Annotated in this window: 12 protein-coding genes; 11 read left to right on the top strand and 1 reads right to left on the bottom strand. The window is 68.6% G+C overall.

Annotated elements, in window-relative coordinates:
• The first annotated feature begins 269 nt into the window (after positions 1–269).
• From IH48_RS32960 to IH48_RS0103375, 7 genes are all read left to right on the top strand, one after another.
• On the top strand, positions 270–701 hold the full coding sequence (locus tag IH48_RS32960; protein WP_234434103.1) for an ATP-binding protein: 432 nt from the start codon (positions 270–272) through the stop codon (positions 699–701).
• On the top strand, positions 701–1,123 hold the full coding sequence (locus IH48_RS0103350) for a DUF6415 family natural product biosynthesis protein (protein ID WP_051839017.1): 423 nt from the start codon (positions 701–703) through the stop codon (positions 1,121–1,123). The genes IH48_RS32960 and IH48_RS0103350 overlap by 1 nt, the downstream gene beginning before the upstream one ends.
• Positions 1,124–1,209: 86 nt before the next feature.
• Positions 1,210–2,445, top strand: a complete 1,236-nt coding sequence (gene fxlM / locus IH48_RS0103355) for a methyltransferase, FxLD system (RefSeq protein ID WP_030898815.1) — start codon at positions 1,210–1,212, stop codon at positions 2,443–2,445.
• 52 nt (positions 2,446–2,497) lie between these two features.
• On the top strand, positions 2,498–2,689 hold the full coding sequence (locus IH48_RS0103360) for an FxLD family lanthipeptide (protein ID WP_030898818.1): 192 nt from the start codon (positions 2,498–2,500) through the stop codon (positions 2,687–2,689).
• Between the two features lie 91 nt (positions 2,690–2,780).
• Positions 2,781–5,870 carry a lantibiotic dehydratase gene (locus IH48_RS0103365; RefSeq protein WP_030898821.1) on the top strand — a complete coding sequence of 1,030 codons (3,090 nt, stop codon included), beginning with the start codon at positions 2,781–2,783 and terminating at the stop codon, positions 5,868–5,870.
• On the top strand, positions 5,867–7,099 hold the full coding sequence (locus IH48_RS0103370) for a lanthionine synthetase C family protein (protein WP_030898824.1): 1,233 nt from the start codon (positions 5,867–5,869) through the stop codon (positions 7,097–7,099). The genes IH48_RS0103365 and IH48_RS0103370 overlap by 4 nt, the downstream gene beginning before the upstream one ends.
• The gene (locus IH48_RS0103375; protein WP_030898826.1) at positions 7,081–8,070 is read left to right on the top strand and encodes a thiopeptide-type bacteriocin biosynthesis protein; all 990 of its coding nucleotides are present in this window, start codon (positions 7,081–7,083) and stop codon (positions 8,068–8,070) included. The genes IH48_RS0103370 and IH48_RS0103375 overlap by 19 nt, the downstream gene beginning before the upstream one ends.
• A 186-nt stretch (positions 8,071–8,256) precedes the next feature.
• On the opposite strand, the gene IH48_RS0103380 is transcribed toward IH48_RS0103375, so the two are convergent.
• The gene (locus tag IH48_RS0103380; protein WP_030898829.1) at positions 8,257–9,027 is read right to left on the bottom strand and encodes an alpha/beta fold hydrolase; all 771 of its coding nucleotides are present in this window, start codon (positions 9,025–9,027) and stop codon (positions 8,257–8,259) included.
• Between the two features lie 166 nt (positions 9,028–9,193).
• Between IH48_RS0103380 and IH48_RS0103385 the strand changes: the two genes are divergently transcribed.
• The 4 genes from IH48_RS0103385 to IH48_RS0103400 all read left to right on the top strand — a co-directional run bounded on the left by IH48_RS0103385 (position 9,194) and on the right by IH48_RS0103400 (position 11,913).
• The gene (locus IH48_RS0103385; RefSeq protein WP_030898832.1) at positions 9,194–9,376 is read left to right on the top strand and encodes a hypothetical protein; all 183 of its coding nucleotides are present in this window, start codon (positions 9,194–9,196) and stop codon (positions 9,374–9,376) included.
• Positions 9,377–9,474: 98 nt separating this feature from the next.
• Positions 9,475–10,233 (top strand): FAD-dependent thymidylate synthase, encoded by a 759-nt coding sequence (thyX, locus tag IH48_RS0103390; RefSeq protein WP_030898835.1) that lies wholly within the window; start codon positions 9,475–9,477, stop codon positions 10,231–10,233.
• A gap of 19 nt (positions 10,234–10,252) precedes the next feature.
• Positions 10,253–10,858: a TIGR00730 family Rossman fold protein gene (locus tag IH48_RS0103395; RefSeq protein WP_037840806.1), complete on the top strand. Its 606-nt coding sequence runs from the start codon at positions 10,253–10,255 to the stop codon at positions 10,856–10,858.
• Positions 10,855–11,913 carry an isopenicillin N synthase family dioxygenase gene (locus IH48_RS0103400; RefSeq protein WP_051839019.1) on the top strand — a complete coding sequence of 353 codons (1,059 nt, stop codon included), beginning with the start codon at positions 10,855–10,857 and terminating at the stop codon, positions 11,911–11,913. Before IH48_RS0103395 ends, IH48_RS0103400 begins: the two co-directional genes overlap by 4 nt.
• Positions 11,914–11,932 lie beyond the last annotated feature (19 nt).

Raw genomic sequence — 11,932 nt, forward strand, 5'->3', positions numbered from 1 at the left:
AGCACCCCCCGTACTCGGTGAGTTCATGACTTCACTGAGTCACAGGCTATGCGGAGATCGATATCTCTGCGGCGATATCGCGGCGGCGATGCCCACCCGTCGGCGACGGCCCCAGACTCATCTCACTACCGCAGCGCAGCCCGTAGGCGGGCCGCCTGTCCTGACGTTCGCCGACCGGAATGGGGAGTGTGGGAACCGTGGCAGATCACGTCTCCGCCTTCGTCCGCACGCCCAGCAGACCGTCGCAGGATCGGAGGAGCGGGCCGGAGGTGCCGGCGGCTGAAACAGGCTCCGCATCGGACTTCGTCTCCCGGCCCACGCACGTCCGCGGCTTCGATGCGGCGTTCGCGGCGGAGGAAGCCCACGTCAGCCAGGCGAGACACCTCACCAGCGCTCACCTGCGGCAGTGGCGCGTGTCCGACCAGTTGGCCCAGGACATCGTGCTCGCCGTCTCGGAACTCGTCACCAATGCCGTCTCCTACGGCTGCGGTCAGGTGGGCCTGAAGGTGTGGTGCACCGGCGACGAGCTGATCGTCGAGGTCGCGGACGGAAATCCGGCGATGCTGGCTGAACTGCGCTGCCCGGCCGAGGACGACGTCTCGGGTCGAGGGCTTTTCCTGGTCGCCGCGCTCGCCACGCGCTGGGGCGTCAGTGACGGCGGGGCAACCACGTGGTGCCTCTTCACCACCGGGAGCCGCTGATGTGTCCGCCGGGCTTCACGGAGCGTCGTCCGCGGTGTCGGCCGATCGCGCCGTGGTCGCCGCCCCTTGACGCGGAGGGTCTCGCCCGAGTCGCCGGACAACTGCGCAGCACACGGTCTCTGGAGGCGATCCTCGACGATGCCGGAGATGTTCTCGGCGATCAGGCTCCGCCCGAGACCGAGTTCGGGGACCTGGCCGAGCGTCTCCGCAAGGGGCTGACCCACCTGGTGGACATCGCGGTGGCGGCGAAGGAGCGCGACGCACAGGTGGCGTGCCTCGTTCAGCGCGGTCTCATGCTGCGCGCAGCCGCAATACCCGGAGACAGTCGACAGGCCCTCGCCTACTTGCGGCGGATGGCCGACCTCACCAGCACACTTCTCGAACGACTGGCTGATACACGGACCGTGAGGAGCGTCGCGTGATCTCTTCCGGTTCGCTCCGTGCCCGCGACCGAGCACGAGAGCCAATCGCCTCCGTCTCCTCCGACACGCTCAACCGAAGGAAGTTCATGACCAACACGACCATCGATCCGGACGAGGCGACCCGTCTGCGCAACAACGTGGTGGACGAGCTGTGCGCGGACGGCACGGTCTCTTCTCCCGAGATCGAAGCGGTGCTGCGCAAGGTGCCTCGCCACGAGTTCGCACCTGGCACCTCCCTGGAGAAGGCGTACGACACGTACGCCGCCGTGATCACCAAGACGGATGAGCACGGCGTGCAGCTCAGTTCCGTCTCGGCCCCGCAGGTCCAGGCCATGATGCTGGAGCAGGCCCGTGTACGGCCCGGCATGCGGGTACTGGAGATCGGCTCGGGCGGGCTGAACGCGGCCTATCTCGCCGAACTCGTCGGCGAGGGCGGCGAGGTCGTGACCGTCGACATCGACCCTGCTGTCACCGAACGCGCTCGCCGGCTCCTGGATCAGCACGGCTACGAAAGGGTCCGTGTGGTCACCGCCGACGCGGCCGAGCCCGTCCCGGACCTCGGCCAGGTTGATGTCGTCATGGTGACCGCGGGGGCCTGGGACGTCTCCCCCGCCTGGACCTCGCAGCTCAAGCAGGGCGGCCGGCTCGTTGTGCCGCTGCGGATGCGGGGCCTGACCCGCTCGGTCGCCTTCACCCAGGTCACGGGTGAGCACGGCCCCCACCTGGAAAGTGAGTCGGCGCGGATCTGCGGCTTCGTCCCCATGCAGGGTTCGACCGCTCATCGAGAAGAACTCCTGCTGGTCAACGGCACACCGGAGATCGGGCTGCGCTTCGACGACGGTCTGCCCGCGGACCCGCACCGGCTGGACAACGCCGTCACGACGCCGCGCCACGAGCTGTGGACCGGGGTCACCATCGGCCTTTCCGAACTACTCGACACCCTCCAGATGACCATGGCGATCACCCTGCCGGGATTCTGCACGATGACGGTCGACGAGGATCTGGACACGGGCCTCGTCACCCCGGCGAACAAGCGGTTCACCCTCGCCGCCGTCGAGGACGACACCTTCGCCTACCTCGTCACCCGACGCACCGAGGACAACAAGCACGTCGAATACGGCGTCCACGCCCTCGGACCGCATGCGCAGCCCTTCGCCGACAAGGTCGCGGACGTGCTGCGCGACTGGGAAACCAACCGGCGCGGCGGCCCCGGCCCGGTCATCCGGGTCCATCCGGCCGGCACCTCCGACGACCAGATCCCGGCCGAACGGGTCATCGACAAGGTGCACAGCCGGATCTCACTCTCCTGGCCCTCGGCGTAGCGCAGGGAGCCAGGCGGTTCCACATCACCGAAACAGAAGGAAGGGCACCACCATGACGAGCACCACGCTGGCCCCGCCCACCCCGCCGGCAGACCTGGACGACGACTTCGCGCCGCTGGACGTGAAGATCGTCATCGCCGAGCACGCGTACGGGAAGCTCATGTGCAGCACCGGCGACGGCTGCGGCTCCACGTGCGCGACGGGCTCCTCCGCCTGCAACTCCTTCGTGGAGGACCCGGCCTGATCCAGGCCACTCCGTTGCCGGTGGGCCAGGCGTAGCGATGCGCCCGGCCCACCGGCCCCACCCTCCCGCGCGTTGCATGAAGGAAGGACTCATGGCTCCCCGAGCAGTCGCCAACTACCGGTGGCAGGGCTTCGCGATGCTGCGCGCGACCACCAGTCCCGCGCCGGCCGACGTACCCCGCACCCTCGACCTGGACGACGCGACCGTCACGCGTGGGTGGCTGAAGCATGTCTGGCAGCGCGCAGAGGTTCGCAGCGCGCTGGAACTTGCCACCCCGGCCCTTACCGCTGCCATCGAGGCCGTGAGCGAGGGCAGGCAGAGCGATCCACGGCACGTCCTCCGTACGGCGTTGTCCACAGCCTCATACCTCCTACGGTGGCAGCACCGTCCCACGCCGCTCGGCCTGTTCGCCGGCACCGCTCCCCTGACGGTCGGCTCCCGCCCCGAGGTGCGATGGAGGAACAAGCACCGTGTGGCAATCCGGCCCGACGCGGAATGGATCACCGACATCATCGCGCGCCTCCAGCGCAGCCCCCAACTGCTCAGGCGGTTACCGCTGGTCGCCAACAACGCCGCCCACACGCGTGGTGATCGACTGGTGGCACCGGGCCCGCCCGCGGACGGCTACGCCAGGCTGCTGGCCCCCGCCGAGGTGTCCGTCCGTCTCACTCGCCCGGTGGCGACCGCCATGCAGACTGCCCGCAGCCCCATCACCTACCGCGACCTCCGTGCCCGCCTGCGCGCCGATTTTCCGCAGGCCACCGACGAGAAGATCGATGCCCTCCTCGACAGCCTGATCGAACAGCAACTTCTCATCACCAGCCTGTGGGCCCCTATGACCACCGTGGACGCCTTGCAGCACCTATGTCGCGAGCTGGACAAGCGCAAGGCAGACACCGTGCCGGAAGTACGGGCTCTGGTCCTGGCGCTGAACGCGGTGCGGGAGGAGATCTCCGCGCAGCGGCCCGAACTCTCCGGCGCCGGCGTGAGAGCCGTCTCGGCGAGGATGCGCGATCTCTCCCCCGTCACTTCGACGCCTCTGCTCGTCGATACCGCCATCGACGCCGAGGTGCAGCTTCCGCAGGCGGTGGTCTCGGAGGTGCAAGCTGCCGTATCGCGCCTCTACCGGACCACACCGCAGCCCTACGGCTACCAGCACTGGCGCGAATACCACCGCCGTTTCCGTGCCCGGTACGGAGTTGGCGCCGTGGTACCCGTGATGAGCCTGGTGGCCGACAGCGGCCTCGGACTACCGGCCGGGTACATCGGCTCCGAACGCGGCCTCGCGCCGAAGCCGCTCACCGACCGGGACGAAGTGCTCCTCGCCATGGTGCAGCAGGTCCTCATGGACGGCCGGGACGAGCTCCGGCTCACCGATGCGATGGTCGACGCACTGGAGAAGGCTGCCGGGGGTGACGAGCGACTGTTCGTGCCGCGGGTGGAAGTCGCCTTCGAAGTCCACGCGCCCAGCTCCGCGGCGCTCGCGGGCGGTGACTTCGACGTACTGCTGACCTCCGTCCCACGACCGGGCAGCAGCATGGCCGGCCGGTTCGCCCACATTCTGCCTCCGGCCCAGCAGGACGCACTGGCCGCCACCTACCACGGCAGCCCGGGCGCGCTCGCCACTCAGCTCGTCTTCCCTCCGCGCCGCCGCCGCAACGAGAACGTCACCCGCACCCCACGCGTGCTGCCGCACGTCATCGAGCTGTCCGGCCACCACACGACCGACGAGACGACGATCCCTCTCGCGGACGTTGCCGTCACCGCCGACGCGCGCACCTTCCACCTCGTACGGCTCTCCACCGGTGACCGCATCGACGTACGAGTCCTGCACGCACTCGAAGCCGGCACCCAGACACCGCCGCTCGCGCGCTTCCTCGCCGAGGTCGCCACCGCGCGGTACGCCGCCTACAAACCCTTCGACTTCGGCGCCGCCGCCCGGCTGCCCTTCCTGCCCAGGGTGCGCTACCGGCGCACCATCCTCGCCCAGGCCCGCTGGCTGCTGACCGCCGAAGACCTGCCCGGCCGGACGGCCTCAACGGCGCAGTGGGACAAAGCCTTCGACGCCTGGCGAGATCGCCTCCGCGTACCGGATCGTGTCGCCATGCTGGAGTACGACCAGCGCCTTCCACTGGACATGACCCATCCCGTCCACCGCCGCCTGCTGCGCTCCGCTCTGGACAACCTTCGACGCCTGGACCTGCGCGAAGTCCCCGCCAATGACGCCCACGGCTGGATCGGTCGTGCGCACGAGGTATGGCTCTCCCTCGGGCTCACTCAGCCTGAACACACTGGCGCTCCCGAACCTGAGAACACCAAGGAGCCCCAGCAGCAGCACCACAGTCAGGCAGCAACGGAGTCGAGTGCCCAGAGGGTCGGGGACTTCTTCCACGCCCAGCTCCATGCCCATCCGGGACGGTACGACGAGATCCTGAGCGGGCACCTGCCTCGCCTTCTCGCCGCATTCGGCGACGCCCCGCCGACCTGGTGGTTCACCCGCTATCGGGAAATGGCGCGACCCGACGCCGATCAGCACCTCGATCTCACACTGCAACTACCGCAGGGCGCGTACGGCGCCGCGGCCAAGCACGCTCGCGAGTGGGCGGAGGCACTTCGCAATCTCGGGCTGTCATCGGGAATCGCCCTGACGGCATACCACCCACAGACCGGACGCTACGGCCACGGGGCCGCCATGGACGCCGCGCACCAGGTGTTCGCGACGGACTCTGCCGCCGCCCTCGCGCAGATCCGGCTCGCCGAGCGCGCCGACGCCTACTCTCCACAGGCCATCGCCGCGGCGAGTGCACTGGACCTGGTCACGCAGCTCGCGCCGGACGCCGCCGAAGCCGAGGAGTGGCTAGTGCGCAACCTTCCACAGGGCAGTGGAAAGCTCGACCGAGCCCTGCGCAGCCAAATGCTCGAACTCGCCGCAGCTGACGGGAGATCCGCTCTCGTAGCCCTGCCCGGAGGCCCTCAGGTCGCCGACGCATGGCGGTCCCGCGCCAGCGCGCTGAACGTCTACCGGCACGCCCTGGGCCGCGAGCGCGATCCACTCACCGTCGCCCGATCCCTGGTTCACCAGCATCACGTCCGGGCTCTCGGCGTCAGCCCGAGCGCCGAGGCCACGACACTACGCCTCGTACGCAACGCCGCCCTCCAGCACCGGCGGACAAGCCAATGACCGCCCCGAACACCACGGCCGCCTCGCTGCTGGACCAGTACACCGACCGGCTGGCAGACCCACCTGCCCCGTCACCGGACGAACCGTGGGCAATGCAGTCTCTCGCCGAAGGCGCCGCCGGGATCAGCCTCCTGCACATCGAGATGGCCGCCCGGTACGGCCGCCCTTGGCACCCCGCCCACCGGTGGATCACCGCCGCTGCCGCCGACCCTGTCAGTGCAGCCGACATCGCCGGCCTCTTCCTCGCAGCTCCGGCCATCGGCTTCGTCCTCGCCACGGTTCCGCCCGCCTATCAGCACCTGTACGCCCCGGCACACAGAACTCTCCACCAGCACATCACCGCACTCGCCCACCGCCGCGTGGAAGCGGCGCTCACGCGCATCGGCAATCACGACCTGCCCACGTTCGCGGAGTACGACCTCTTCTACGGCCTCACCGGCTTCGGGGCCTACCTCCTGCGCACCGACCCCGGGGGCACCGCGCTGGGACGCGTCCTCGGGTATCTCGTCGCCCTGACCCGCCCGCTCACGCCTGGAAAGCGCGGCCTCCCCGGCTGGTGGGTTCGCCACGACCCGGCGCGCGGTGAGTCATCCCTCTTCCCCGGTGGACACGCCAACTTCGGCGCGGCGCACGGCATCACGGGCCCGCTGCTCCTCCTGGCCCAAGCGCTGCGCCGTGACATCACCGTCGAAGGCCACCGGGAAGCCATGCTGGCCATCTGCGAACACCTCGACGCCTGGTGCCAGCATGCTCCCTCCGGCCCGTGGTGGCCCGAGCACGTCTCGCGCCGCGACCTCGAACGCGGACGCCCTCACCACGACGCCCCCGCACGACCGAGCTGGTGCTACGGCACGACGGGCATCGCGCGAGCCGGGCAACTCGCAGGGATTGCCTTACACGCACCCGACCTCCAGGCGTTCTACGAGGACGCCCTGTACCGGGCACTGACCGACCCTGCACAGCTCTCGCACGTTACTGACGCCGGGCTGTGCCACGGCTGGGCCGGCATCTACCAGACCGCTTACCGTGCCGCCGCCGACGCTCGCGACCCCCGACTTCAGACACTGCCGAATCTCCTCGGCGAGACGCTCGCCGGAGCCGCCCGACCCGGTGGCCCCGCCCCGAGTGGGCTGATCAACGGCGAAGCCGGAACCGCACTCGCCCTCACCACCTACGCCTCGCAGCAGGCGCCGACCACCGGATGGGACGCATGTCTCTTGATCAACTGACCCAACCCGACCCCGGTCCAGTCCAGCGCGCGGTCCTCGCCGTGATGGCCGGCCTTCCCATCCCCGACACCGCGCAGCAGAACCGGATGGACCCGTCAGTCCTGTCCGACGCCGTCGCGGTCTACAACCACGCGGGCCGAGAGGCGCTGTCCCGCAATGCCGCCGAGACCGACTGGTGGCAGGTCTACCTGCACTTCACCGACTGGACGAACGCCGACGCCGTCTTCCTCGCCCACGTCCTGCCGGTACTGCTCGAAGCGGAGACAGCGCGCACGATCGACGGCTGGTGGTACACGAGGAAGCACCCCTGCTGGCGCCTGCGGCTCCACGGGCTGTCCGGGCCAGAAGCCGAGCTCTCGCTCGGCGACAGCTTCGACCGCCTCGTCGCCTTCGGACAATTGCACCGGTGGTTGCCCGGCATCTACGAGCCGGAGACGGCAGCGTTCGGAGGCGAGGCCAGCATGACGGCCGCACACGCCCTGTTCGTCACCGACAGCCGGCAGGCACAGCGCCTACGAGACCGAAACGACCTGCCGGTCGGACCGCGGGAGTTGTCCGTGCTCCTCTGCACGATCATGATGCGCGCCGCCGGACTGGAGTGGTACGAGCAGGGAGACGTCTGGCATCGCGTCATCACGGACGAGCACCGTTCGGCCATCGGCGACGTACCGAGGGAACGCCTCGACGCCCGCGCCGGTGAAATACGTCCCCTGCTCCTGGCCGACGAAGGCGCCCTGCTGCGCCCCGGCGGCCTGCTGGAGCCGGTCGCCGAGTGGGCGACCGCCTTTCGCAACACGGGCCAAGCGCTCAGGCACGCCGTATGGGAAGGAACGCTCGATCGCGGGCTGCGGCAGGTCCTGAGCTACCACGTGATCTTCCACTGGAACCGACTCGGGCTGTCCATGCGAAGCCAGAGCGTATTGGCCTGGGCAGCCAGGTCGGCCGTCCTGCATCGGAAGAGGGAGGCTTGAGGTCCAGCGGTCATTCAGCTGAAGGTTCCCAGCTTCGTCTGCGGCACGTGCACCACCTCATCTGATCCGGCTGCAACTTCCTGCTGCCACTCGCCGTCATCGCACCGCGGTACTTCCGCCCGATTATCGGAATTCCGGTCGGTGTGGGACCCCAACGGCAGGCAGGAGAACAGTGCATGACGAGAGTCAGCTCGTGGTCAGTGCGGCGGCCGTCAGGCGGGCGAAGGTGTCGGGGGCGTCCAGCATGATGTTGTGCCCACAATCCGGTACGGGCACCACGCGAACGCCCCCCCACGTCATCTCGGGGCCTCCGAGTAGGGGTCCGTCGGCCGACGGGTATAGGAAGGTACGGGGGATCGCCAGGTCCCTCAGCAGGTATCGCATGGTGGGGCGGGTGGCACGGGCCAGATGGACCGCACTGCGATACAGCGCCTCCGGGCCCGCTAGGCGCATCGTCGCCCACCACTGCTCGCCCACCACATCCCTCAGCGTTTCCTGGCCGCCCGCGAGGAACTCCGCTTCCGACATCGCCGCGATCCCGCTGCTTCCGGCGGCTCCGCGAACCGGTGTCACCGGGTCGAGGTTGCCATCAACGACCACGAGACGCGACACCAGTTCCGGATGCCGGGCCGCGAGCACGATCGCGACCGAACCTCCCATGCTGTGGGCGACCATTTCGCCTCCCACCACCCCGGCCGCCCGCAGCGCGACGGCCAGCGCGTCGGCGTGCTCCTCCAGCGTGTACCCGAAATCCCGCGGCCTGTCGCTGATGCCAAACCCCAGCAGGTCAACCAGCAGCGACCTGCGCCCCGCCAACAGCGGATGCGCCACCGCCGCCGCGTAGTACGGCGGCGAACTCGCCCCCAGCCCGTGCAGGTACACCCGGGCCGGCTCGTCTCCCGGCACCTCCACCCAGCGGATCCGGTCTCCCTTACCCGTGACGGCAGCGTCGCGCATACGTTCCTCTCCCTTTCGGCCGTGCGGCCCCTTACCGGAACGGACGGCCGGAGTGCAGTTCTGTGCAACGCAGAATTATGGCCCTTTCGGGCCTCAGGGATCGACGTGAGGATCCTCGTGTGCGGCCGAGAACGAGCCGCGCATCACATAGTTCTGGGGGGAACAGATGAAGCTCGAAAGAATCGTTCGCAGGACCGGCTTGGTCGCGGTCGGGCTCGCTGCCGCGATCGCTCTGGAGGCAGGCGCCGAAACCGCCGCAGGGACCGGGGGTCTCTACAGGACGGCGGCCCACGTCGCGGCCACGCAGTCGGCACCGGACGCCGCCCCATCCGACCCGGGCTGGGACTAAAGGCTCCCGTCGCCCACCACGTCCTACCGCCCTCGTCAACACCGTCGCACGGCGTGACAGAGGGAGAACGGTACCTTTCACGAACCGAAGGACAACACATGAGTGTCGATCTGATCAACGAAGCCGCCTTGACGGCCTCGGATGACCCCTCCATCGAACTGCGCAGCGAGATCACCGTCGATCTGGTCGACGCCTCTGCCTCCGACATCGGCGTGGTGCGGGCGGCCCGGGTCTCGACAGCCGGCGAACGCGCTCACCGCGAGGAACGCGGCGACGGGTACGTCGAGGGCCTGATCAACTACCTGATGCGCAGCCGGCACGGCAGCCCGTTCGAACACAATTCGATGACGTTCCTGATCAACGCGCCGATCTTCACCATCCGCCATCTGATGCGTCACCGCATGTGGTCGTTCAACGAGGAGAGCGCACGATACAAGGACCTGAAGTCGGTCTTCTACGTGCCCGCCAACGACAGGGCACTCAAGCAGATTGGCAAGCCCGGCCACTACCAGTACGTCAACGGCGACGCCGAGGACTACGAGCTGATGACCTTGTCGGTCACCACCGCCTACCGCGAAGCATTCGCCGAGTACCAGCGGATGCTGAACGCCGGAATCTCGCGTGAGCTGGCGCGCATCGTACTGCCGGTCGCGACGTTCTCGACGGTCTACGCCACCTGCAATGCCCGTGCCCTGATGCACTTCCTGGGGCTGCGCACCCATCGCGAGCACGCCACGTACGTCTCGCACCCGCAGCGGGAGACCGAAATCGTGGCCGAGCGGATGGAATCAGAGTTCGCCCGCCTGATGCCGCTCACCCACGCGGCGTACGAGCGCTGCGGCCGGGTCAGTCCCTGACGAACCAAAGGCAGCTGACATGCGCATCACAATCTATGCAGGATCGGCCCGCGGCAACCGCCCGGTGTACGAGGAGTCCGCGCGACACTTCGCCCGTGAAGCCGTCGCCGGAGGCCACGAGATCATCTACGGCGGCGGGTCCGTCGGCCTAATGGGCGCCGTCGCCGATGCCGCCCTTGCCGCGGGGGGCCGGGTGACCGGAGTCATCCCCCGGTCCCTCGCTGACGCCGAGCTCCTTCATCCGGGCCTGACAAGCACCCACATTGTCGACTCTATGCACGAACGCAAACAGCTCATGGCGGAACTGGGCGAATGCTTCGTGGCACTGCCCGGTGGAGTCGGCACGATCGAGGAAGTTCTGGAGGTGTGGGCCTGGCTCGTCCTAGGCCACCACACCAAGCCGGTGGCGCTGATGAACGTGGACGGCTACTGGGACCGGCTCATACGGCTCACCCAGCGGATGTTCGCGAGCGGCTTCATGCGGCCCGAGGAGAGCGAGAGCCTGCTTGCCGTAGAGAACGCCAAGGAGCTCTTCAACGCGCTCCTCCTGTGGACACCACCACCAGCCCGCTGGCAGCCCGCCGCAGGCCTTCCGGCCTCCGCCGCACTGAGGAGAGAGTCATGACAACAGGCCTTACTTCGGCGACCGGTAAGGCTCAGGCCACCCCAGTCACCATTGTCGACGGTTACGTCCCGGTCATCGACCTCGGCCCATCACGAGTCGGAGGGCCCGAGGACCGCGTCCGGACCGCCGAGGCTATCGACGCGGTCTGCCGGACCAGCGGCTTCCTCGTCATCGTCGGGCACGGCGTACCGGAGGCGACGATCGCGGCGATGACGGGCGCCACTCAGCGATTCTTCGCCCTTCCGGCCGCGGAGAAACACGCGCTGCTCGCCGACCCGCACGACCCGCTGATGCGCGGTTTCGGCCGTCAAGGCAGTCTCGCCGCGTCAAACAGCGACGCGGCAGTCCTGCGGGAGCGGGCACTGCCGGACGTCTCCGAGACCTTCACCGTGAACCGGCTCGGCGAGGACACTGATCCCGGCGCTCTTCCCGCGGACGCCGACCCCCGGCTGCGCACGGCCAACCCGTGGCCCGAGCTGACTGGATTCCGGACCGCCTACCAGGAGTACTACGCGGCCATGGAGGCTCTGGCTACCCGGATCATGCGGCTGTTCGCGCTAGCGCTCGAACTGCCGGAAGACTGGTTCGACGAGAAGATCGACCAGCACATGACCAACCTGACGGCGAACTACTACCCGCCGCAGCCGGTCACCCCGCAGGAGGGTCAACTGCGGAAAGGCCAGCACAGCGACTGGGGGAGCCTGACGATCCTGCACCAGGACGACAGCCCCGGTGGCCTGCAGGTGCTGTCGTCCGAGGGGCAGTGGCTGGACGTTCCAGCTCTGGAGGGTTCCTTCGTCGTCAACATCGGTGACCTTATGGCGCGGTGGACCAATGACCGATGGGTCAGCACCGTACACCGCGTAGTCAATCCGCCGCGCGACCTGGCGCACCGTGAGCGGTACTCGTTCCCCTTCTTCCACCAGCCTAACTACGACGCGGTCATCGAGTGCATTCCGACCTGCGCCGGTGCCGGCGCCCGGAAGAAGTATCCGCCGGTGCGATCCGGCGAATACATCACCGGCAAGTTCCGCCGCGCGTACGGCGAGGCGTAAGCACCACTGAGGAAAGGGT

Source organism: Streptomyces sp. NRRL F-5126 (assembly GCF_000721265.1).
In the GTDB taxonomy this organism is placed as follows: Bacteria; Actinomycetota; Actinomycetes; order Streptomycetales; family Streptomycetaceae; genus Streptomyces.